16 protein-coding genes and 1 pseudogene are annotated in these 21,055 nt (G+C 71.7%); 12 read left to right on the top strand and 5 right to left on the bottom strand.

Annotated features, from left to right (window positions below):
• The first annotated feature begins 161 nt into the window (after positions 1 to 161).
• From trpC to NQU55_RS29325, 9 genes and pseudogenes are all read left to right on the top strand, one after another.
• Positions 162 to 971: an indole-3-glycerol phosphate synthase TrpC gene (gene trpC, locus NQU55_RS29290; RefSeq protein ID WP_168091259.1), complete on the top strand. Its 810-nt coding sequence runs from the start codon at positions 162 to 164 to the stop codon at positions 969 to 971.
• A 16-nt stretch (positions 972 to 987) separates the two neighbouring features.
• Positions 988 to 1,131 (top strand): annotated as a pseudogene (gene trpM / locus NQU55_RS37195) (tryptophan biosynthesis modulator TrpM); the annotation flags it as partial.
• 48 nt (positions 1,132 to 1,179) lie between these two features.
• The gene (trpB, locus tag NQU55_RS29295) at positions 1,180 to 2,418 is read left to right on the top strand and encodes a tryptophan synthase subunit beta (protein ID WP_168091258.1); all 1,239 of its coding nucleotides are present in this window, start codon (positions 1,180 to 1,182) and stop codon (positions 2,416 to 2,418) included.
• Positions 2,418 to 3,233 carry a tryptophan synthase subunit alpha gene (trpA, locus tag NQU55_RS29300; protein WP_168091257.1) on the top strand — a complete coding sequence of 272 codons (816 nt, stop codon included), beginning with the start codon at positions 2,418 to 2,420 and terminating at the stop codon, positions 3,231 to 3,233. Before trpB ends, trpA begins: the two co-directional genes overlap by 1 nt.
• Before the next feature lie 65 nt (positions 3,234 to 3,298).
• A complete protein-coding gene (locus tag NQU55_RS29305; protein ID WP_168091256.1) occupies positions 3,299 to 4,078 on the top strand; it encodes a DsbA family protein in 780 nt (259 codons plus the stop codon).
• A 78-nt stretch (positions 4,079 to 4,156) separates the two neighbouring features.
• Complete coding sequence (gene lgt / locus NQU55_RS29310; protein ID WP_168091255.1) at positions 4,157 to 5,080, top strand: prolipoprotein diacylglyceryl transferase; 924 nt, start codon at positions 4,157 to 4,159, stop codon at positions 5,078 to 5,080.
• A 211-nt stretch (positions 5,081 to 5,291) separates the two neighbouring features.
• Complete coding sequence (locus NQU55_RS29315; RefSeq protein WP_168091254.1) at positions 5,292 to 6,023, top strand: VIT1/CCC1 transporter family protein; 732 nt, start codon at positions 5,292 to 5,294, stop codon at positions 6,021 to 6,023.
• A gap of 321 nt (positions 6,024 to 6,344) precedes the next feature.
• Positions 6,345 to 10,916 carry a glutamate synthase large subunit gene (gltB, locus tag NQU55_RS29320; RefSeq protein WP_168091253.1) on the top strand — a complete coding sequence of 1,524 codons (4,572 nt, stop codon included), beginning with the start codon at positions 6,345 to 6,347 and terminating at the stop codon, positions 10,914 to 10,916.
• On the top strand, positions 10,909 to 12,369 hold the full coding sequence (locus tag NQU55_RS29325) for a glutamate synthase subunit beta (RefSeq protein ID WP_168091252.1): 1,461 nt from the start codon (positions 10,909 to 10,911) through the stop codon (positions 12,367 to 12,369). The genes gltB and NQU55_RS29325 overlap by 8 nt, the downstream gene beginning before the upstream one ends.
• An 85-nt stretch (positions 12,370 to 12,454) precedes the next feature.
• Here NQU55_RS29325 and NQU55_RS29330 read toward each other — a convergent pair whose 3' ends face one another.
• The 4 genes from NQU55_RS29330 to NQU55_RS29345 form a co-directional block, all read right to left on the bottom strand.
• Positions 12,455 to 13,120, bottom strand: coding sequence for a 3-keto-alpha-glucoside-1,2-lyase-like domain-containing protein (locus tag NQU55_RS29330; protein ID WP_168091251.1), 666 nt, complete (start codon positions 13,118 to 13,120; stop codon positions 12,455 to 12,457).
• The gene (gene wecB / locus NQU55_RS29335) at positions 13,117 to 14,307 is read right to left on the bottom strand and encodes a non-hydrolyzing UDP-N-acetylglucosamine 2-epimerase (RefSeq protein WP_240976129.1); all 1,191 of its coding nucleotides are present in this window, start codon (positions 14,305 to 14,307) and stop codon (positions 13,117 to 13,119) included. Before wecB ends, NQU55_RS29330 begins: the two co-directional genes overlap by 4 nt.
• An 80-nt stretch (positions 14,308 to 14,387) precedes the next feature.
• Positions 14,388 to 15,647 (bottom strand): glycosyltransferase family 2 protein, encoded by a 1,260-nt coding sequence (locus NQU55_RS29340; RefSeq protein WP_168091250.1) that lies wholly within the window; start codon positions 15,645 to 15,647, stop codon positions 14,388 to 14,390.
• Positions 15,644 to 15,826 carry a hypothetical protein gene (locus tag NQU55_RS29345; RefSeq protein WP_256791478.1) on the bottom strand — a complete coding sequence of 61 codons (183 nt, stop codon included), beginning with the start codon at positions 15,824 to 15,826 and terminating at the stop codon, positions 15,644 to 15,646. Before NQU55_RS29345 ends, NQU55_RS29340 begins: the two co-directional genes overlap by 4 nt.
• Positions 15,827 to 16,185: 359 nt before the next feature.
• On the opposite strand from NQU55_RS29345, the gene NQU55_RS29350 reads away from it, so the two are divergent.
• Together NQU55_RS29350 and NQU55_RS29355 are read left to right on the top strand one after the other, a co-directional pair.
• Positions 16,186 to 18,000, top strand: coding sequence for a DUF2334 domain-containing protein (locus NQU55_RS29350; protein ID WP_168091249.1), 1,815 nt, complete (start codon positions 16,186 to 16,188; stop codon positions 17,998 to 18,000).
• A 23-nt stretch (positions 18,001 to 18,023) separates the two neighbouring features.
• Entirely contained in the window at positions 18,024 to 19,091 is a 1,068-nt protein-coding gene (locus tag NQU55_RS29355; protein ID WP_256791479.1) for a glycoside hydrolase family 113, read from the top strand.
• A gap of 18 nt (positions 19,092 to 19,109) precedes the next feature.
• Here the strand turns inward: NQU55_RS29355 and NQU55_RS29360 are convergent, their stop codons facing one another.
• Positions 19,110 to 19,997, bottom strand: a complete 888-nt coding sequence (locus NQU55_RS29360) for a hypothetical protein (protein WP_168091247.1) — start codon at positions 19,995 to 19,997, stop codon at positions 19,110 to 19,112.
• A gap of 255 nt (positions 19,998 to 20,252) precedes the next feature.
• Between NQU55_RS29360 and NQU55_RS29365 the strand changes: the two genes are divergently transcribed.
• Positions 20,253 to 21,044 (top strand): S1 family peptidase, encoded by a 792-nt coding sequence (locus tag NQU55_RS29365; RefSeq protein ID WP_168091246.1) that lies wholly within the window; start codon positions 20,253 to 20,255, stop codon positions 21,042 to 21,044.
• Positions 21,045 to 21,055: the final 11 nt, after the last annotated feature.

The raw sequence follows: 21,055 nt of genomic DNA on the forward strand, positions 1-21,055 counted from the left end.
GCCCGGCGGCGGAGCGTGTCCACCGGACGTCCACGAGGTGGGACCCGCGTCAACCGGATGCGAAACCTTCGCCCCGCGGCAGATACCATCGCAGTGCCTGGTGGGGGAGGATTCCCGCCGCACCAGCCCAGACCATCCGAGTCCGGAAGGGGGCCGCTCGCGTGAGTGTGCTCGACGAGATCATCGAGGGCGTCCGTGCCGACCTCGCGGAGCGGCAGGCGCGCGTCAGCCTCGACGAGCTCAAGGAGCGGGCCGCCAAGGCGCCTCAGGCGAAGGACGGCGCCGCCGCCCTCCGCGGCGAGAACGTCAGCGTGATCTGCGAGGTCAAGCGCTCCAGCCCCTCCAAGGGCGCGCTGGCCGCCATCGCCGACCCCGCCGGCCTCGCCGCCGACTACGAGGCGGGCGGCGCGGCCGTGATCAGCGTGCTGACCGAGCAGCGGCGCTTCGGCGGCTCCCTCGCCGACCTCGAAGCCGTCCGCGCCAAGGTCGACATCCCGATCCTGCGCAAGGACTTCATCGTCACCGCCTACCAGCTGTGGGAGGCCCGCGCCTACGGCGCCGACCTGGCCCTGCTGATCGTCGCCGCCCTGGAGCAGGAGGCCCTCGTCTCCCTCATCGAGCGGGCCGAGTCCATCGGGCTCACCCCGCTGGTCGAGGTGCACGACGAGGAGGAGGTCCAGCGCGCGGTCGACGCCGGGGCCCGGATCATCGGCGTCAACGCCCGCAACCTCAAGACCCTCGAGGTGGACCGCGGCACCTTCGCCCGCGTCGCCCCCGAGATCCCGGACGGCATCGTCAAGATCGCCGAGTCCGGCGTGCGCGGCCCGCACGACCTCATCGCCTACGCGAACGACGGCGCCGACGCCGTCCTGGTCGGCGAGTCCCTGGTCACCGGCCGAGACCCCAAGGGCGCCGTCGCCGACCTGGTCGCGGCCGGGGCCCACCCGGCGCTGCGGCACGGGCGGGGCTGACCGGTCCATGAGGGCGTACGCGCGACTGGCCCGGGGGTGCCGCCCCCGGGGCTGCCGCGCGCCCGCGCGACGCATCCTGGGACGTCGCGTGCGGTACCACATCGGCTGTGAGCCGGGTCAGATCAACGGGATGCGATGGCGTCCGGGCACCGCGCCCTGAACCGTCACCCGCTACCCACAACCTCACAGTCGTCCGAGGAGTACGTACGTGTCCTCTGAATTCTTCGTCCCGGACCCGGAAGGTCAAGTTCCCAGCGCCGAAGGCTACTTCGGCGCGTTCGGCGGCAAGTTCATCCCCGAGGCCCTCGTCGCCGCCGTCGACGAGGTCGCCGCCGAGTACGAGAAGGCCAAGGCGGACCCCGCCTTCGCCGCCGAGCTGGCCGACCTGATGGTCAACTACACCGGCCGGCCCAGCGCCCTCACCGAGGTGCCGCGCTTCGCCGAGCACGCCGGGGGCGCCCGGATCTTCCTCAAGCGCGAGGACCTCAACCACACCGGCTCGCACAAGATCAACAACGTGCTGGGCCAGGCCCTGCTCACCAAGCGCATGGGCAAGACCCGCGTCATCGCGGAGACGGGCGCCGGCCAGCACGGCGTCGCCACCGCCACCGCCTGCGCCCTCTTCGGCCTCGAATGCACCATCTACATGGGCGAGGTGGACACGCAGCGGCAGGCGCTGAACGTCGCCCGCATGCGGATGCTCGGCGCCGAGGTCATCGCCGTGAAGTCCGGCAGCCGCACCCTGAAGGACGCCATCAACGAGGCGTTCCGCGACTGGGTCGCCAACGTCGACCGCACGCACTACCTCTTCGGCACCGTCGCGGGCCCGCATCCCTTCCCGGCCCTCGTCCGCGACTTCCACCGGGTCATCGGCGTCGAGGCGCGCCGCCAGATCCTGGAGCGCGCCGGCCGCCTGCCGGACGCCGCCGTGGCCTGCGTGGGCGGCGGCTCCAACGCCATCGGCCTGTTCCACGCCTTCCTCCCCGACGAGGGCGTCCGCCTGATCGGCTGCGAGCCCGGCGGCCACGGCCTGGCCACCGGCGAGCACGCGGCCACCCTCACCGCCGGCACGCCCGGCATCCTGCACGGCTCGCGCTCCTACGTCCTGCAGGACGAGGACGGCCAGATCACCGAGCCGTACTCGATCTCGGCGGGCCTGGACTACCCCGGCATCGGCCCGGAGCACTCCTACCTGAAGGACACCGGCCGCGCCGAGTACCGGGCCGTCACGGACGACGACGCCATGCAGGCCCTGCGGCTGCTCTCCCGCACCGAGGGCATCATCCCGGCCATCGAGAGCGCGCACGCGCTGGCCGGGGCGCTGGAGCTCGGCAAGGAGCTGGGCACGGACGGGCTGATCCTGGTCAACCTCTCCGGGCGCGGCGACAAGGACATGGACACCGCAGCCCGCTACTTCGGGCTGTACGACGAGGCGGGGGAGCAGTAATGGCGGGCAACATCGAACTGCTGAGCTCCGTCCTGGCCGCCGCCAGGGCCGAGAACCGCGCCGCGCTCGTCGGCTACCTCCCCGCCGGCTTCCCGACCGTGGACGACGGCGTGCGCGCCGTCACCGCCATGCTCGACGGCGGCTGCGACATCGTCGAGGTCGGCCTGCCGCACAGCGACCCGGTCCTGGACGGCCCGGTCATCCAGACCGCCGACGACATCGCCCTGCGCGGCGGCATCAAGATCGTCGACGTCATCCGCACGGTCAAGGAGGCGCACGAGATCACGGGCGCGCCCGTGCTGTGCATGACCTACTGGAACCCCGTCGACGCCTACGGCCCCGAGCGCTTCGCCGCCGATCTCGCCGCCGCCGGGGGAGCGGGCTGCATCCTGCCCGACCTGCCCGTCGAGGAGTCCGAGGCCTGGCGCAAGGCCGCCGAGCAGCACGGCCTCGCCACCGTCTTCGTGGTCGCGCCCAGCAGCCGCGACGAGCGCCTCGCCAAGATCACGGCAGCGGGCAGCGGCTTCGTGTACGCGGCCTCGCTGATGGGCGTCACCGGCACCCGCGAGTCCGTCGGCAACGAGGCGCAGGACCTGGTGCGCCGCACGCGCGCGGTCACCGAGCTGCCGGTCTGCGTCGGCCTGGGCGTCTCCAACGCCGCCCAGGCCGCGGAGGTGGCCGCCTTCGCCGATGGTGTGATCGTCGGCTCGGCCTTCGTCAAGCGGCTCCTGGACGCCCCCGACCTGGAGGCCGGTCTCGCCGCCGTCCGCGCCCTCGCGGGTGAACTGGCCGAGGGCGTGCGCAAACGCGCGTAACTCTTTTGAAGGAACCGGCGACCGGGGGCGCGCATGGGCGGGCCCCCGGTTCGTTGTAGCGGGATGTGAGCCAGAAGAACTCGGATGGGAAGCGCAGCGCCCGTGAGCGGCTGCAGGAACAGCGGCAGCGCGAAGAGGCCCGTGCCAAGCGCAAGCGCACGCTGATCGCCGGTGTGATCGTCGTCGCCGTCCTCGGCGCGGGCGCCGGCATCGCGGCGCTCGTGGCGAACACGGGCGGCGGCAAGAAGGAGGCCGCCGGGCCCCTGGTCGCCCCGCAGGGCGCCACCGGAAAGGACAGCGTCACCATCCCGGTCGGCAAGCCCGCCGCGAAGGCGACCCTCACGGTCTACGAGGACTTCCGCTGCCCGGGCTGCGGCGGCTTCGAGAACGTCTTCCGCGACACGGTCAACGAGCTGGAGCAGAAGGGACAGCTCAAGGCCGAGTACCACCTGGTCACCCTGATCGACAACAACCTCGGCGGCAGCGGCTCGCTCAACGCCGCCAATGCGGCGGCCTGCGCGCAGGACGCCGGGAAGTTCGCCGCGTACCACGACCTGCTCTTCAAGAACCAGCCGCAGGAGACCGACGACGCCTACGGCAAGAAGGCGCGCCTGCTGGAGCTGGCCGGGCAGGTGCCCGGGCTGGACACCCCCGCCTTCCGCACCTGCGTGGACGACGGCACCCACGACAGCTGGGTGAAGAAGTCCCACGAGGCCTTCGGCAAGTCCTCCTTCCGCGCCACCCCGACCGTCCTGCTCAACGGCAAGAGCATCTACGGCGACCAGAAGAACCCGCTCACCCCGGACAAACTCCGGCAGATGGTCGCCGAAGCCGCGAAGGGCTGAGGCCCCGGGGCGTTACGCAGCTGTTGCGCCGGGTGGGTTGCCGTTCCGTCGCCCCGGCAGGGTAGCGTCGGGGATGTCATGGAACTCGCATACATTCCCAGCCCGTCGACCGGCGTGATCCACCTCGGACCGGTCCCGCTGCGCGGCTATGCCTTCTGCATCATCATCGGCGTCTTCGTGGCGGTCTGGCTGGGCAACCGGCGCTGGATCGCCCGCGGCGGGCGGGCCGGGACGGTTGCCGACATCGCCGTCTGGGCAGTGCCCTTCGGGCTCGTCGGCGGCCGGCTCTACCACGTCATCACCGACTACGAGCTGTACTTCGGCGAGGGCCGCGACTGGGTCAACTCCTTCAAGATCTGGGAGGGCGGCCTCGGCATCTGGGGTGCGGTCGCGCTCGGCGCGGTCGGCGCGTGGATCGGCTGCCGCCGCCGTGGCATCCCCCTGCCGGCCTGGGCGGACGCCCTCGCCCCCGGCCTGGCCGTCGCCCAGGCGATCGGCCGCTGGGGCAACTGGTTCAACCAGGAGCTGTACGGCAAGCCGACGACGCTGCCGTGGGGGCTGAAGATCGACGCCGATCCGGCGATCGGCCGGGTCGCAGGCACCTACCACCCGACGTTCCTGTACGAGTCGCTGTGGTGCCTGCTGATCGCGGGCCTGGTGATCTGGGCGGACCGGCGCTTCACCCTCGGGCACGGGCGCGCGTTCGCGCTGTACGTGGCCTCGTACACGGTGGGCCGCTTCTGGTTCGAGTACCTGCGGGTGGACGACGCGCACCACGTGCTGGGCCTGCGGCTCAACGGGTGGACGTCGATCGTGGTCTTCATCGCGGCCGTCGTCTACATGATCATCTCCGCGAAGCGGTGCCCCGGCAGGGAGCTCGTGGTGGAACCGGGCGTCATCGGGGAGGCAGGCGCCGGCGAGGAGCCGACGTCCCTGACAAAGCCGGGCGGTGACGGTGACGCGCCCGTGGAGGGCTCGTCCCCCAAGCCGAAGAAGGTCTGACGGCGGTTCGGCCCCGCCGGGTCCCGCCGCAGTGGCCGATCGCCGCTGCGGCGGGATTTTTCGTGCCTGCGGCACGCCCCCGCAGGGGCCCCGTATGCCCAGGTCAGGCAGGCCTTCCTTGCTAGCGGATCATCGTTTTCGTGCGTACCTTCGAAATCAGCGGGGGCGGGCGGACGAGGCGCCACCCCCAGGGGAAGGGAGCCCACCGGAGATGTCTGTCCTGGAAGCCGTTGCCGCACCGCACGCCGCGCACCGCGACAACCACACGCACCGCGACGTGAACGGCGGCTGGCTGCGCCCCGCGGTGTTCGGCGCCATGGACGGCCTGGTCTCCAACGTCGCCCTGATGACCGGTGTCGCGGGCGGTTCCGCCTCCGCGCAGACGATCGTCATCGCCGGCCTGGCCGGCCTCGCCGCGGGTGCGTTCTCCATGGCCGCCGGCGAGTACACCTCCGTCGCCTCGCAGCGCGAACTCGTCCTCGCCGAGCTGGACGTGGAGCGCCGCGAGCTGCACAAGCACCCGGCCGACGAGCTGGCGGAGCTGGCCGCGCTCTACGAGTCGCGGGGCGTCGAGCCCAAGCTCGCGTTCGAGGTCGCCATGCAGCTGTCCCGCGACCCCGAGCAGGCGCTGGAGATCCACGCCCGCGAGGAGCTCGGCATCGACCCCTCCGACCTGCCGTCGCCCATGGTCGCGGCGGTGTCGTCGTTCGGCTCGTTCGCGCTGGGCGCGCTGCTGCCCCTGCTGCCGTACCTGCTGGGAGCGACCTCGCTGTGGCCCGCGGTGCTGCTCGCGCTGCTCGGCCTCTTCGCCTGCGGGGCCGTCGTGGCACGGGTGACGGCCCGCTCCTGGTGGTTCAGCGGCCTGCGCCAGCTCTTCCTGGGCGCCGCGGCCGCGGGTGTGACTTACGCCCTCGGTATTGCCTTCGGCACCGCCCTGGGGTGATGCTTTATGCGGGCTCCCGCATAACGTACGGATGACATCGCGGTTTCAAGCCCTCGACGGCCGGGCACAATCCGGTAGCGCAGCGGGCAACGCCGCCCGCCCTGTGCTGTGTCCGGCGGGGCCGGGCCGGGCGATCCCCAGTGCTTCCGGCAGCTCGCCGCCTTCCGCAGCGTCCACATGCTGGACCGGGGCTTCCACTTTTTGAGAAGCGCCCCATCATGTAACCTGCACCAACTTCTTTCGCAGAGGGCCAACGTCGTCCCTCGGCACATGCACCGGCCGCACCGGCCGGGACTGCCAAGACGACGACGGGAGCCGCCGATGCGATCCGCATCCCACCCCGCCCAGCAGGGTATGTACGACCCGCGGAACGAGCACGACGCCTGTGGTGTCGGCTTCGTCGCGACCCTCACCGGCGAGGCGAGCCATGCGCTCGTGCAGCAGGCGCTCACCGTCCTCCGCAACCTGGAGCACCGCGGCGCCACGGGCTCCGAGCCCGACTCGGGCGACGGCGCCGGCATCCTGCTGCAGGTCCCCGACGCCTTCCTGCGCGAGGCCGCCGGCTTCCCGCTCCCCGAGCCCGGCGCGTACGCCGTCGGCATCGGCTTCCTCCCCGCGGACGCCGCGGACGCGGACGCCGCCGTCTCGTCCATCGAGACGATCGCCCGCGAGGAGGGCCTGACCGTCCTCGGCTGGCGCGCCGTCCCCGTCGCTCCCGAGCTCCTCGGCGCCAGCGCCCGCGCCACCATGCCGGACTTCCGCCAGCTGTTCGTGAGCGACGGCGAGAACACCGGGCTCGCCCTCGACCGCAAGGCGTTCGTGCTGCGCAAGCGCGCCGAGCGGGAGGCCGGGGTCTACTTCCCCTCGCTCTCCGCCCGCACCATCGTCTACAAGGGCATGCTGACCACCGGTCAGCTGGAGCCGTTCTTCCCGGACCTCTCCGACCGCCGCTGCGCCACCGCCATCGCGCTGGTCCACTCCCGCTTCTCCACCAACACCTTCCCCAGCTGGCCACTCGCCCACCCGTACCGCTTCGTCGCCCACAACGGCGAGATCAACACGGTCAAGGGCAACCGCAACTGGATGCGGGCCCGGGAGTCGCAGCTGGCCGGCGAGGTGTTCGGCACGGCCGGCCAGGGGGACGGCGAGGGCCGCGGCATCGAGCGGATCTTCCCCGTCTGCACCCCCGACGCCTCCGACTCGGCCTCCTTCGACGAGGTCCTGGAGCTGCTCCACCTCGGCGGCCGCTCCCTGCCGCACAGCGTCCTGATGATGATCCCGGAGGCCTGGGAGAACCACGCCTCCATGGACCCGGCCCGGCGCGCCTTCTACCAGTACCACTCCACCCAGATGGAGCCCTGGGACGGCCCGGCCTGCGTCACCTTCACCGACGGCACCCTCGTCGGCGCCGTCCTCGACCGCAACGGCCTGCGCCCCGGCCGCTACTGGGTCACCGACGAGGGCCTCGTCGTGCTCTCCTCCGAGGTCGGCGTCCTCGACATCGACCCGGCGAAGGTCGTCCGCAAGGGCCGCCTGCAGCCCGGCCGGATGTTCCTGGTCGACACCGAGCACCACCGCATCATCGAGGACGACGAGATCAAGGCCGGGCTCGCCGCCGCGGCGCCCTACGGGGAGTGGCTGGAGAGCGGCCTGATCGACCTCGCCGACCTTCCCGAGCGCGAGCACATCGTGCACACCCACGCCTCGGTCACCCGCCGCCAGCAGACCTTCGGCTACACCGAGGAGGAGCTGCGCGTCATCCTCGCGCCCATGGCGAAGGCCGGGGCCGAGCCCATCGGTTCGATGGGGACCGACTCCCCGATCGCCGCGCTCTCCGAGCGGCCCCGGCTGCTCTTCGACTACTTCACCCAGCTGTTCGCGCAGGTCACCAACCCGCCGCTGGACGCCATCCGCGAGGAGCTCGTCACCTCGCTGATCTCCTCCCTCGGCCCGCAGGGCAACCTGCTGGAGCCCACCGCGGCCTCCTGCCGCAGCGTCACCCTGCCCTTCCCCGTCATCGACAACGACGAGCTCGCCAAGCTCATCCACATCAACGCCGACGGCGACATGCCGGGCCTGAAGGCCGTCACCCTCTCCGGCCTCTACCGCGTCAGCGGCGGCGGCGAGGCCCTGGCCGCCCGCCTCACGGAGATCTGCGCCGAGGCCGACGCCGCCATCGCCGACGGCGCCCGGCTCGTCGTCCTCTCCGACCGCCACTCCGACGCCGAGCACGCGCCGATCCCCTCGCTGCTGCTCACCTCCGCCGTCCACCACCACCTCATCCGCACCAAGCAGCGCACCCACGTGGGCCTGCTGGTCGAGGCCGGCGACGTCCGCGAGGTCCACCACGTCGCGCTGCTCATCGGCTACGGCGCGGCCGCCGTCAACCCCTACCTGGCGATGGAGTCCGTCGAGGACCTCGTCCGGGCAGGGACGTTCCTGCAGGACATCGAGCCCGAGGCCGCGATCCGCAACCTCATCAAGGCCCTCGGCAAGGGCGTCCTGAAGGTCATGTCCAAGATGGGCATCTCCACCGTCGCCTCCTACCGCGGCGCCCAGGTCTTCGAGGCCATCGGCCTGAACGAGGACTTCGTCGAGACCTACTTCCACGGCACCGCCACCAAGATCGGCGGCGCCGGCCTGGACGTCGTCGCCCGCGAGGTCGCCGCCCGCCACGCCAAGGCCTACCCGGCCACCGGCATCGCGGCCACCCACCGCCGCCTCGACATCGGCGGCGAGTACCAGTGGCGCCGCGAGGGCGAGCCGCACCTCTTCGACCCCGACACCGTCTTCCGGCTCCAGCACGCCACGCGCGCCCGCCGCTACGACATCTTCAAGCAGTACACCGAGCGCGTGAACGAGCAGTCCGAGCGGCTGATGACGCTCCGCGGCCTGTTCTCCCTCAAGAACGACCGCGAGCCCGTCCCCCTCGACGAGGTCGAGCCCGTCAGCGAGATCGTCAAGCGCTTCTCCACCGGCGCCATGTCGTACGGCTCCATCTCCCGCGAGGCCCACGAGACCCTCGCCATCGCCATGAACCGGCTGGGCGGCAAGTCCAACACCGGCGAGGGCGGCGAGGACCCCGAGCGCCTCTACGACCCCGAGCGCCGCTCCAGCATCAAGCAGGTCGCCTCCGGCCGCTTCGGCGTCACCAGCGAGTACCTGGTCAACTCCGACGACATCCAGATCAAGATGGCCCAGGGCGCCAAGCCCGGCGAGGGCGGCCAGCTGCCCGGCCACAAGGTCTACCCCTGGGTCGCCAAGACCCGGCACTCCACCCCGGGCGTCGGCCTGATCTCGCCGCCCCCGCACCACGACATCTACTCCATCGAGGACCTCGCCCAGCTCATCCACGACCTCAAGAACGCCAACCCGGCCGCCCGCATCCATGTGAAGCTGGTCTCCGAGGTCGGCGTCGGCACGGTCGCGGCGGGCGTCTCCAAGGCCCACGCCGACGTCGTCCTGATCTCCGGCCACGACGGCGGCACGGGCGCCTCGCCGCTGACCTCCCTCAAGCACGCGGGCGGCCCCTGGGAGCTCGGCCTCGCCGAGACCCAGCAGACGCTGCTGCTCAACGGCCTGCGCGACCGCATCGTCGTGCAGACCGACGGCCAGCTGAAGACCGGCCGCGACGTGATCGTCGCCGCCCTCCTCGGCGCCGAGGAGTTCGGCTTCGCCACCGCCCCGCTGGTCGTCTCCGGCTGCGTCATGATGCGCGTCTGCCACCTGGACACCTGCCCGGTCGGCATCGCCACCCAGAACCCCGTGCTGCGCGAGCGGTTCTCCGGCAAGGCCGAATTCGTCGTCAACTTCTTCGAGTTCATCGCCGAGGAGGTCCGCGAGATCCTCGCCGAGCTGGGCTTCCGCACCCTCGAGGAGGCCGTCGGCCACGCCGAACTCCTCGACACCGGCCGGGCCGTGACCCACTGGAAGGCCCAGGGCCTGGACCTCGCCCCGCTGCTGCACGTGCCGGACCTGCCCGCCGGGGCCGTCCGCCACCGCACCACCGAGCAGGACCACGGCCTGGCCAAGGCCCTCGACAACGAGCTCGTCAAGCTCGCCGCCGACGCCCTGGAGGTCTCCTCCGCCGAGGACGCCCGCCCCGTCCGCGCCCAGGTGCCCATCCGCAACATCAACCGCACCGTGGGCACGATGCTCGGCCACGAGGTCACCAAGCGGTTCGGCGGCGCCGGACTGCCCGACGACACCGTCGACATCACCTTCACGGGCTCCGCCGGCCAGTCCTTCGGCGCCTTCCTGCCCCGCGGCGTCACCCTGCGCCTGGAGGGCGACGCCAACGACTACGTCGGCAAGGGCCTCTCCGGCGGCCGCATCGTCGTCCGCCCCGACCGCGGCGCCGACCACCTCGCCGAGTACTCGGTCATCGCCGGCAACACCCTCGCCTACGGCGCCACCGGCGGCGAGATGTTCCTGCGCGGCCGGGTCGGCGAACGCTTCTGCGTCCGCAACTCCGGTGCCACCGTGGTCTCCGAGGGCGTGGGCGACCACGGCTGCGAGTACATGACGGGCGGCCGGGCCGTCGTCCTCGGCGAGACCGGGCGCAACTTCGCGGCCGGCATGTCCGGCGGCGTCGCCTACGTCGTCGACCTCGACCCCGACAACGTCAACAAGGAGCTGGCCGGCGCCGTCGAGACCCTCGACTCCGGCGACCGGCAGTGGCTGCACGACGTCGTGCGCCGCCACCACGAGGAGACCGCCTCCACCGTCGCGGCAGGGCTCCTCGCCGACTGGGACACGGCCGCCGGCCGCTTCCGCAAGGTCGTCCCGGCCACCTACAAGGCAGTGCTCGCCGCCAAGGACGCCGCCGAGCGAGCCGGTCTCTCCGAGACCGAGACCCACGAGAAGATGATGGAGGCGGCGACCCATGGCTGACCCGAAGGGCTTTCTGACCGAGGACCGCGAGGTCGCCCGCACCCGTCCCGTCGCCGAGCGCGTCCGCGACTGGAACGAGGTCTATGTCCCCGGCTCGCTCCTGCCGATCATCAGCAAGCAGGCGAGCCGCTGCATGGACTGCGGCATCCCGTTCTGCCACAACGGCTGCCCGCTCGGGAACCTCATCCCCGAGTGGAACGACTACGCCTACCGCGACGACTGGCAGGCCGCGAGCGAGCGGCTGCACGCGACCAACAACTTCCCCGAGTTCACCGGCCGCCTGTGCCCCGCCCCCTGCGAGTCCGCCTGCGTGCTGGGCATCAACCAGCAGCCCGTCACCATCAAGAACGTCGAAGTCACCATCGTCGACAAGGCGTGGGCCGCGGGCGACGTCACCCCCCAGCCGCCCGAGCGGCTCTCCGGCAAGACCGTCGCCGTCATCGGCTCCGGCCCCGCCGGCCTGGCCGCCGCCCAGCAGCTGACCCGGGCCGGGCACACGGTCGCGGTGTACGAGCGGGCCGACCGCATCGGCGGGCTGCTGCGCTACGGCATCCCCGAGTTCAAGATGGAGAAGCGGCACATCAACCGCCGCATCGAGCAGATGCGCGCGGAGGGCACCAAGTTCCGCACCGAGGTGGAGATCGGCCGCGACATCGACGCCGCCAAGCTCCGCAAGCGCTACGACGCGGTCGTCATCGCCGCCGGCGCCACCACCTCCCGCGACCTGCCCGTCCCCGGCCGCGACCTCAAGGGCGTCCACTTCGCCATGGAGTACCTGCCCATGGCGAACAAGGTGCAGGAGGGCGACCTGACGGTCGCCCCGATCACCGCCGAGGGCAAGCACGTCGTCGTCATCGGCGGCGGCGACACCGGCGCCGACTGCGTGGGCACCGCCCACCGCCAGGGCGCGGCCTCCGTCACCCAGCTGGAGATCATGCCCCGGCCGGGGGAGGAGCGGAACGAGGGCCAGCCCTGGCCCACCTTCCCCATGCTCTACAAGGTCACCTCGGCCCACGAGGAGGGCGGCGAGCGCGTCTACTCCGTCTCCACCACCCACTTCGAAGGGGACGAGGACGGCAACGTGCAGTGGCTGCACCTCGTCGAGGTGGAGTTCGCCGGCGGCAAGCTCACGCAGAAGCCCGGCACCGAGCGGAGGATCCCGGCCCAGCTGGTCACCCTCGCCATGGGCTTCACCGGCACTGACGTGAAGAACGGCCTCGTCGAGCAGTTCGGCCTGGAGCTGGACGCCCGCGGCAACGTCGCCCGTGACGCCGACTACGCCACCAACGTCCCCGGCGTGTTCGTCGCCGGTGACGCCGGGCGCGGCCAGTCCCTCATCGTCTGGGCCATCGCCGAGGGCCGCTCCGCCGCCCGCGGCGTGGACCGCTACCTCACCGGCACCAGCACCCTGCCGGCCCCGGTCCGCCCGACGGACCGCGCCCTGACGGTCTGACCCGCCCCGAAAAGCTCGCGGCGCCTGCCCCACCCCGACCACAGGTGGCAGGCGCCGCGCCGTCCTTCCCGCACTGCCGTCGGGGCTAGTCGCTCCGGCGCACCAGCAGGTCGCGGAACTCCACCTTCGCGTCCTCGGTGTAGACCCCCACGCTGCCCTCCCGGTAGGGCCGTTCGCGGTCCTCGTAGGCCACCAGGCCCCGGTCGCCGACGCTCACCTCCATGCGCGCGCCGCGCTGCACGACCCGGACGGAGGACCACTCGCCGACGGGGAAGCTCCCCTGGCCGGTCGCCAGGAAGCGCTGCCCGCCCTCGTAGGCCGGGTCGCGCTTGCCGAGCTCCCAGCCGTTGGGCTTGAGGGTGACGTAGTAGAAGTGCTCGGGGTCGGTGTACGCCCACAGCAGCCACGGCACCTCCCACGGGTTGGGCTCGGGCGTGCGCAGCTGGGCGACGGTCCGCATGCGCGCCTGGTAGTCCACGTCCCCGAAGCGGGCCGTGGAGACGATCAGCCCGGCGTGGGTCTCGTCCGGCACCCGGGCGGGCAGGGGGGCGAGGAAGAGGCCGTCGTGGCGGCCGATGTTCTCGCCGTGGCCGTCGAAGACCGACCGCCACGGGCCGTGGACCGAGCCCTCGGCCCACGGCCGCTCCGGCTCGCCGTCGCCGGACCAGAGGCTGCTCGCCGCGAGGGCGGCGCCCGCCACCACGACGGCGGCGAGCAGCACGAGACCGAGCAGCCGCTGAACTCTCGTCATGCCGTCGAGTATGACCCCGGCCCCTCGGTGCGGGAGGCGACCAGCCCGGCCCCGCCGCCGCCGTCCGCGTCGGCGCCGAAGTCCTCCGCGAGCTGGGCGATGATGCGGTCGGTGGCGTGGCCGTCCCCGAAGGGATTGCCCGCCGTGGCCATCCGCTCGTAGGCGGCAGGATCATCCAAAAGGTGGACGGCGGCCTCCAGGATGCACTCCGGATCGGTGCCCACGAGCCGGGCCGCGCCGGCCTCGACCGCCTCGGCGCGCTCGGTGGTCGTGCGCAGCACGAGGGCGGGCTTGCCGAGGGTGGGAGCCTCCTCCTGGATGCCGCCGGAGTCGGTGAGGACCAGGTCGCAGCCGGCGAGCGTGGCCGAGAAGTCGAGGTAGCCGAGCGGCTCGACGACCTCGATGCGCGGGTGGCCGGTCAGCTCCGGCAGGAGCGCCTCGCGCACGGCGGGGCTCTTGTGCAGCGGCACCACCATCTCCACGTCGCCGCGGTCGGCGAGCCGGCACAGGGCCTTGCCCATGGAGCGCATCACCGCGCCCTGGTTCTCGCGGCGGTGCAGGGTGACCAGCACGCGCCGCAGGCCGGTGCGGAAGAGGCAGCGGCCGGTGCCCTCGGCCAGCACCCACAGCAGGTTGTCGATGACGGTGTTGCCGGTGGTGAACACCTCGGCGGCCGGGACGCCTTCGGCCTTCAGGTTGGCCGCGGCGCGCTCCGTGGGCGCGAAGTGCCAGCGCGCCGTACGGCCTATCAGGCGCCGGTTGAGCTCCTCCGGGAAGGGGTTGTCGAGGACACCGGTGCGCAGGCCGGCCTCCACGTGGGCGATGGGGACGTGCTCGTAGAACGCGGCGAGGGCGCCGGTCAGGGCGGTGGTGGTGTCGCCCTGGACGACGACGAGGTCGGGGCGTCCGGTACGGATCACTTCGCCGAGGCCGTCCACGAGGCGGGCGGTGAGGGTGGACAGCTGCTGTCGCTCGCGCATGACGTCGAGCCCGGTGTGGACCGGTACGCGCAGCAGGTCCAGCATCTGGTGGAGCATCTCGCGGTGCTGGCCGGTGGTGACGACGAGCGGTTCGAAGAGCGGGGAGTGCGCCATGGCACGGGCCACGGGCGCCAGTTTGATGGCCTCGGGTCGGGTGCCCAGCACGAGCATGGCGCGTACGGGCGCGGTGATGAGGTCAGCGGACATGGTTCTCCCTGGGAAAGGCCTGTCGCGGTGAAGGCCTGACGGGCGGGTGGAGTGCGGGGGTTCGGGTGGGCGCGGTCGCTTCAGGTGCGCGCCGTCTTCAGCCACGTCTGCTTGCCGGTGAGCATCCGCCACAGCCCCCACCATCCGGCGGCGAACCAGATGTAGCCGTAGAAGATGAAGACGTGCGAGAGCAGGATCGAGCGCACGAGCCCGAGGCCGCGTTCGCGCCGGCGGTAGACGAATCCGTAGGCGTAGGCCGCGGTGAAGGAGAGCAGGTACGGGCCGATGATCCACATCGGGGAGATCAGGGCGCGCCCGGCCTGCACGGAGCCGATGACGGTGCCGGCCACCGCGACCAGGAAGGACAGCGGCAGCAGGGAGGTGAGCAGGATCAGGACCGGGCTGGAGAGGTGGTAGAGCAGGTCGACGGCGGCGCGGGTGGGGACGGAGCGCAGGATCAGCGGCACCAGCCCCGCCGACTGCAGGTGGCCCTGGAACCAGCGGGAGCGCTGGCGCACCAGGCGCCGGACGTCGAGCACGGCCTGCTGGGAGACGGCCGCCGCGGTGCAGTGCTGGTTGGTCCAGCCGCGGGCGATGAGGCGGACCCCTAGGTCGAGGTCCTCGGTCAGCGAGTCGCTCCAGGGGCCGCCGGCCGTCTCGCCGGGCAGGGCGAGGGAGTCCAGCGCGGCGAGCCGCATGAACTGTCCGTTGCCGCCCATTCCGACGCTTCCGATATAGCGCCGGGCGCACTGGAAGATATCGCCGTAGATGACGAATTCCATGTCCTGGAGCCGGGCCAGCAGCCCCAGGTGGCGGTTGTACATCCGCACGCCGACCTGGGTGGCGCCGGTGCGCGGATTGTCGAAGAAGGGGTCGACGGACTGGACCACGTGTTCGTCGAGCCGGCCGTCGGCGTCGACGACGCAGACGATGACGTCGTGCGGGTCGTAGCCGTCGAGCAGGCCGGACTCGCGCAGGTGCCGTATTCCGGCGTTGAGGGCGGCGCCCTTGCCCCGGCGGGCGTCCGGCAGGGTGCGCTGCAGCAGCCGGACGCGCTCGGAGTCGGCGGCGCGGGCGACCTCCGCGGTGGCATCGTCGGAGCCGTCGTCGATCACCAGGGCGAGGAAATTGCCTGCGGGCAGGGCAGTGATGCGGGCCAGGCTCTCGGCGAGAACCTTTTCCTCGTTCAGGCAGGCGAGCAGAAAGACGTACAGACGCTGCTGGCGGGGGCCGCGGACGCGGCGCACCCGGCGCCGGGAAAGCAGGAAGAGAGCGGTGTTGTAGCAGCCCGCCATCACGATGATGGCGATGGCGGATCCCAGCAGGATCTCGCCGGTCAAGGCCGGCCGCCGGGGCTGTGGTCCATGGTGGCGGCCCGGACGGCGAACCAGAGTTTGACGGCGATGATGACGAAAGCGCTCGCGCAGTACAGCAGGAATCCGGCCCCCGCGGCCTCCTGCAATCCCCGGGCAAATGGAATGCCCGGTAGCACTTCCGGTGCCGCAGTGAGCCCGGCCATGGGCAGGACGGATCCCAGAGCGGGTTTTCCGTACATGAGTTCTCCCCCGTATGTCGCCTCGATGCGAGGCAAGGCATGCGCAGGGAAGGTATCAGATCAGACCGGTACTACTGTCGGACTTGATGAGAATTGTTGGAGCGGAATCTCAAATTCGGTGAACGTACCGGTAATTATGCCTGGTGATCGCTTATCTGTGACGGGTGTGACCTCTGGTCTGCACCAGGATTGGTGCACGGAACTGCACATTCGGGATCGAAGTTGTCTATTGACATACATCCTTCCCGGCCAGAAGAATCTGGCCACTGTCGGGCCCCCGGGAGAACGGGGGTGGCGACCGCTGCGTTACCAGGGGGAATTCCATGCAAAAGAAGCGTGGGAGATCCAGGAAAGCCCGGATCTCCGCCGTCGTCGTGCTCCTCGCCGCCCTGCTGGGCGGCGTCGTTCTTTCCCGGACCGCCGAAGGCGCGATATCCGGGCAGCGGGCCACCGACGCAGTGAACCCGCTCTCGCTCTCGCTCAAGAGCACCAAGGACCTCGCTGCCGCGGCGAAGGCCCGGATCGCCTCGGACCGGCTGCGCCGTGCGGGCGAGCTGGCCCTGACCCTCGCACCCCTCCCCAAGGCCTCCGGCGCCGAGGCCGCCGCCGCTCCGGCGGGCACTTCGGCCCTCGTCCTGTACGACAACACCGGCCCCTACGGGCAGCTGGGCGAGCTCTACGCCATGGCGACGGCCAACCTCGCCGGCCACTTCGGCACCGTCACCGCCAAGCCCGTCTCGGCCTACACCGCCGGCATGGTGAACCAGTACACCGCCACGGTCTACCTCGGTTCGACCTACTACGGGGGCACCATCCCCGACGCCGTCCCCGCCGCCTTCTACCAGGACGCACTGGCCACCAGCCGGCCCGTCACCTGGATCGGCGACAACATCTGGAACATGGCGGGCGCCGTCGGCGTCACCCAGTTCAAGCAGAAGTACGGCTGGGACCCCACCAACTCGTACTACGAGTCCGGCGGTTCCGTCGGGAACATCAACCAGGTCACCTACAAGGGACAGCAGCTGACCCGGAAGATCCCCGCCGGCCAGGACGGGGGAGTGCTCCACCCGGACATCCTCACCGGGCCCGGCTACCCGGCGGTCACCCGCCTCGCCGAGGCCAAGGACGGCACCTCCGGCGCCGTCAGCCCCTGGGCGATCCGCTCCTCCAACCTCACCTACCTCGGCGAGATGCCCTTCGCCTACGTCTCCGAGAGCGACCGCGTCATCGTCTTCGAGGACCTCCTCTTCGACGCCCTCGCCCCCGCGACCGCCGAGCGCCACCGGGCCTTCGTCCGGCTGGAGGACATCAGCCCCAAGGCCGAGCCCGCCCAGCTGCGGGCGATCGCGACCTACCTCAAGTCGCAGAACATCCCGTACGGGATCAACGTCATCCCGGTCTACAAGGACCCCAAGGGCACCTACAACAACGGCGTCCCCGAGAGCATCACCCTCGCGCAGGCCCCGGCCGTCGTCGCCGAGGTGAAGAACATGCTCGCCAACGGCGCCGTCCTGATGAACCACGGCTACACCCACCAGTACGGCACGGCGAACAACCCCTACAACGGCGTCACCGGCGACGACTTCGAGTTCTTCCGCGCCCACGTCGACGCCGCGGACAACGTGATCCTCGACGGCCCGCCCGCGGAGGACTCCGCCGTCTGGGCCCAGAGCCGCATCACCCAGGCCCTGGCGGGCTTCACCGCCGCCGGACTGCCGAAACCGGCCTTCTGGACCACTCCGCACTACGCGGCCTCCGCCACCGACTACCGTGTCCTGGGCCAGAACTACTCCGCCCGCCTGGAGCGCTCGTTGTACTTCTCCGGCACGCTCACCGGTGGCACACCGGACACCAGCCGCTACATCGGCCAGTTCTTCCCGTACGCGGTCAAGGACGTCTACGGGACGACCGTCCTGCCCGAGAACATCGGCAACTACGAGCCCGACGCGTACAACAACCACCCGCCGCGGCTCCCCGCCGACCTGATCGCCTCGGCCAAGGCCAACCTGGCCGTCCGCGACGGCGTGGCGAGCTTCTTCTACCACCCCTACTACCCGGTGGCGCCGCTGAAGCAGACGATCGAGGGCATCAAGGCCCTCGGCTACACCTTCGTCGGCCCCGCGGCTCTGAAGCAGTGAACGCCGGGAGGAGGACGGCCGGCGTGCTGCTCGCGGCCGCCCTCCTCCTCGCCGGTTGCTCCTCCGGACCGGGCGGGGAGGGCGGCGAGGAGGAGCCCGGGCCGAGCGCGAGCACCCGCCCCGGGGACGGAAGGGCGGCCGGAATGCGCGGCATCACGCTCCCCTCGTGGAACACCGGCGACTACAGCAGCCCCGAAGCCGCGGCGTACCTGCGGCAGATCGCCGCCACCGGGGCCCGCTGGGTGACCTTCACCCCCACCTGGTACCAGGACGGCGCCGCCGACGCGGGCATGCACACCACCGGCGAGACCACCGGCGACGACGCCCTCCGGCACGTCATCGGCCTCGCCCACCGGACCGGCCTGAAGGTCATGCTCAAGCCCCACGTCGACCTCGCCAAGGGCGGCGACCGGTCGGGCATCCGGCCGCGCGACGCCGGCGCCTGGTTCACCGCGTACGAGCGCTTCATCACCCACTACGCGCAGCTTGCCGAAGGCACGGGAGCCGAACGGTTCGCCGTCGGCACCGAACTGGCCGGCACCTCCCGCGACGGCGCCCGCTGGAGCAAGGTCGTCCGGGCCGTCCGCGCGCGGTACCGCGGCCCGCTGACCTACGCCGCCAACTACGACGAGTACCGCACCGTCCCCTTCTGGGACGACCTCGACGACATCGGCATCGACGCCTACTGGCCGCTCGCCGACCGCCCCACCGCCGACGCCGCCCGGCTGCGCGACGCCTGGAAGCCGATCACGCAGGAGCTCGCCGCCTTCTCCGCCCGCCACCACCGCAGGATCCTCTTCACCGAGGCCGGCTACGTCAGCCAGCGCGGCGCCACCACCGCCCCCTACTCCTGGACCGTCAGCAAGAGCGCCGGGGAGGACGAACAGGCCGCCGCCTACGAGGCGCTGCTCTCCGCCCTGGACGGAAAGCCCTGGTGGGCGGGGGTCTGCTGGTGGATGTGGGACGACTGGCCCGACAGCGGCGAGACCCCGCGGCGCCTGGCCTACACCCCGCACGGCAAGCCGGCCGAGAAGGTCCTGCGCCGGCACTGGGCCGACGGCGGCACCGAGGGAACCGGCGGCGCCGGCTGAGGGCGCAGGGCGCGGCCGCTACGTATCGCATTCGAGCACGGTGCGGCAGAGCCCGCACCGTGCGCGCACCTTCCCCCGCACCGGCACCCGGATGCGCTGGTGGCACGTCGGGCACGGGAAGCTGACCCGCAGCGGGCCGTCGGCCTCGAAGGCGTAGTCCCGCTCGCCCGGCGCGGCGGGCCGCGCGCTCTGCACGGCGCGCCGGTCGCGGGCGTAGCGGTGGCGGCCGAGGCGCCCCGCCGCCGCGAGCGGGGGCCGCCGGCCGTCGCGCCGGGCCTCCGCGAGGCCCTTCACGTAGGCCTCGTACGCCTGGGGGCTGGTGAACCAGGGGGAGGGGTCCTCGCCGAAGGCCAGCGCCCGCTTGGCGATGACGTAGCCGAACTCCTCCGGGGTGAGGTAGCCGAGCTTCTGCGTGGAGACCGGCGACTCGCGGTAGGCGTCCAGCAGCAGCCACCCCGCTCCCAGGTAGGCCGCCGCGGTGTCGGTGAGGATCTCGTTGTCCCGCGTGCCGGGGAACTCCAGGCCGAGCCGGTGCAGGTAGACGTGCATGACCTCGTGCGAGAGGGCCGCGCCGATGTCCCTGCGGTGGGTCTTGAAGCGGGAGTTGAGCTCGATGAAGTACTCCGGGCCGGCGGCGAGCTCGACGCTGCCCGCGTGCCGCATCTCGCGGAAGCTGACGATCATCCGGGCGTCCGGCAGCCGCAGGTGCCGCACCATCGCGCCGGCGACGCGCTGCACGCCCAGGTACGGATTCTCCTCGTCGGAGAAGGCGACGTCGGACGGGGGGACGCTGAGCTCGAAGCTGTGCACCGTGTCGTAGGAGAGGCGCTTGTACAGCGCGGTGATCGCGGCGCGCACCGTCGCGATGTGCGGAAAGCCGTGCACGATCTCGATGCCGGTGCCCACGCGTGACCACCCCCCGGGGTCCCCCTGCCGGCCGCTGCGCCCCCTGTCCACTGTACGGGCGCGGCCCCGCAGGAGGGCAGTGCGCCGGGCCCGCCGCCGGGTCCTCGGCAGGGCTGGCCGAAACGCGGTGCTTGTCGCCCGTTCGCCCGATCCTCATAATCGCACCGCGCATCGAAGGTTCGATTCCGGTAATCGGACGGCCGGAATTGTCATGAGCCTGACATTCGTGCGTAACCTCCCACGAAAGGAAGACCGTTGCGCTCCTTCCTCTTCACGCTCAGGAGAACCGTCGCCGTCGGCGCGGCCACCGTCGCCGCACTCGCCCTCACCGCCACCGCCGCCCTGGCCGACGACCCCACCCCGCGCCCCGGCGTCGTCGGCGGCACCCCCGCCCAGCAAGGCGAATTCCCCTGGATGGTGCGGCTGTCCATGGGATGCGGCGGCTCGCTCTACACCCAGCAGATCGTCCTCACCGCCGCCCACTGCGTCAGCGGCAGCGGCGCCAACACCTCCATCACCGCCACGGCCGGCGTCGCCGACCTCGGCTCCTCCCAGGCGATCAAGGTGAAGTCCACCCGGGTGCTCCAGGCACCCGGCTACAACGGCTCCGGCAAGGACTGGGCACTGATCAAGCTCGCGCAGCCCATCAACCTGCCGACCCTCAAGACCGCCGACACCACCGCCTACAACAACGGCACCTTCACCATCGCCGGCTGGGGCGCCGACCGCGAAGGCGGCAGCCAGCAGCGCCGGCTCCTCAAGGCCACCGTCCCCTTCGTCGACGACACCGCCTGCCAGCAGGCCTACGGCAACCTCATACCCGGCGAGGAGATCTGCGCCGGGTACCTCGACCAGGGCGGCGTCGACACCTGCCAGGGCGACTCCGGCGGCCCGATGTTCCGCAAGGACGCGGCGGGCGCCTGGATCCAGGTCGGCATCGTCAGCTGGGGCGAAGGCTGCGCCCGGCCGCACTACCCCGGCGTCTACTCCGAGGTGAGCACCTTCGCGGCGAACATCAAGAGCGCCGCCGCGAGCCTGGGCGGCTGACGACCGGCCTG

The sequence above is a fragment of the Streptomyces telluris genome, from assembly GCF_024519335.1.
Lineage (GTDB): Bacteria > Actinomycetota > Actinomycetes > Streptomycetales > Streptomycetaceae > Streptomyces > Streptomyces telluris.

Bases quoted from the DNA above. Each gene is read 5' to 3' on its own strand.
- NQU55_RS29350 (WP_168091249.1), top strand. From the start codon at position 16,186: ATGCAAAAGAAGCGTGGGAGATCCAGGAAAGCCCGGATCTCCGCCGTC.
- wecB (WP_240976129.1), bottom strand. From the start codon at position 14,307: ATGTCCGCTGACCTCATCACCGCGCCCGTACGCGCCATGCTCGTGCTG.
- NQU55_RS29315 (WP_168091254.1), top strand. From the start codon at position 5,292: ATGTCTGTCCTGGAAGCCGTTGCCGCACCGCACGCCGCGCACCGCGAC.
- lgt (WP_168091255.1), top strand. From the start codon at position 4,157: ATGGAACTCGCATACATTCCCAGCCCGTCGACCGGCGTGATCCACCTC.
- trpA (WP_168091257.1), top strand. From the start codon at position 2,418: ATGGCGGGCAACATCGAACTGCTGAGCTCCGTCCTGGCCGCCGCCAGG.
- NQU55_RS29325 (WP_168091252.1), top strand. From the start codon at position 10,909: ATGGCTGACCCGAAGGGCTTTCTGACCGAGGACCGCGAGGTCGCCCGC.
- NQU55_RS29330 (WP_168091251.1), bottom strand. From the start codon at position 13,120: ATGACGAGAGTTCAGCGGCTGCTCGGTCTCGTGCTGCTCGCCGCCGTC.
- gltB (WP_168091253.1), top strand. From the start codon at position 6,345: ATGCGATCCGCATCCCACCCCGCCCAGCAGGGTATGTACGACCCGCGG.
- NQU55_RS29345 (WP_256791478.1), bottom strand. From the start codon at position 15,826: ATGGCCGGGCTCACTGCGGCACCGGAAGTGCTACCGGGCATTCCATTT.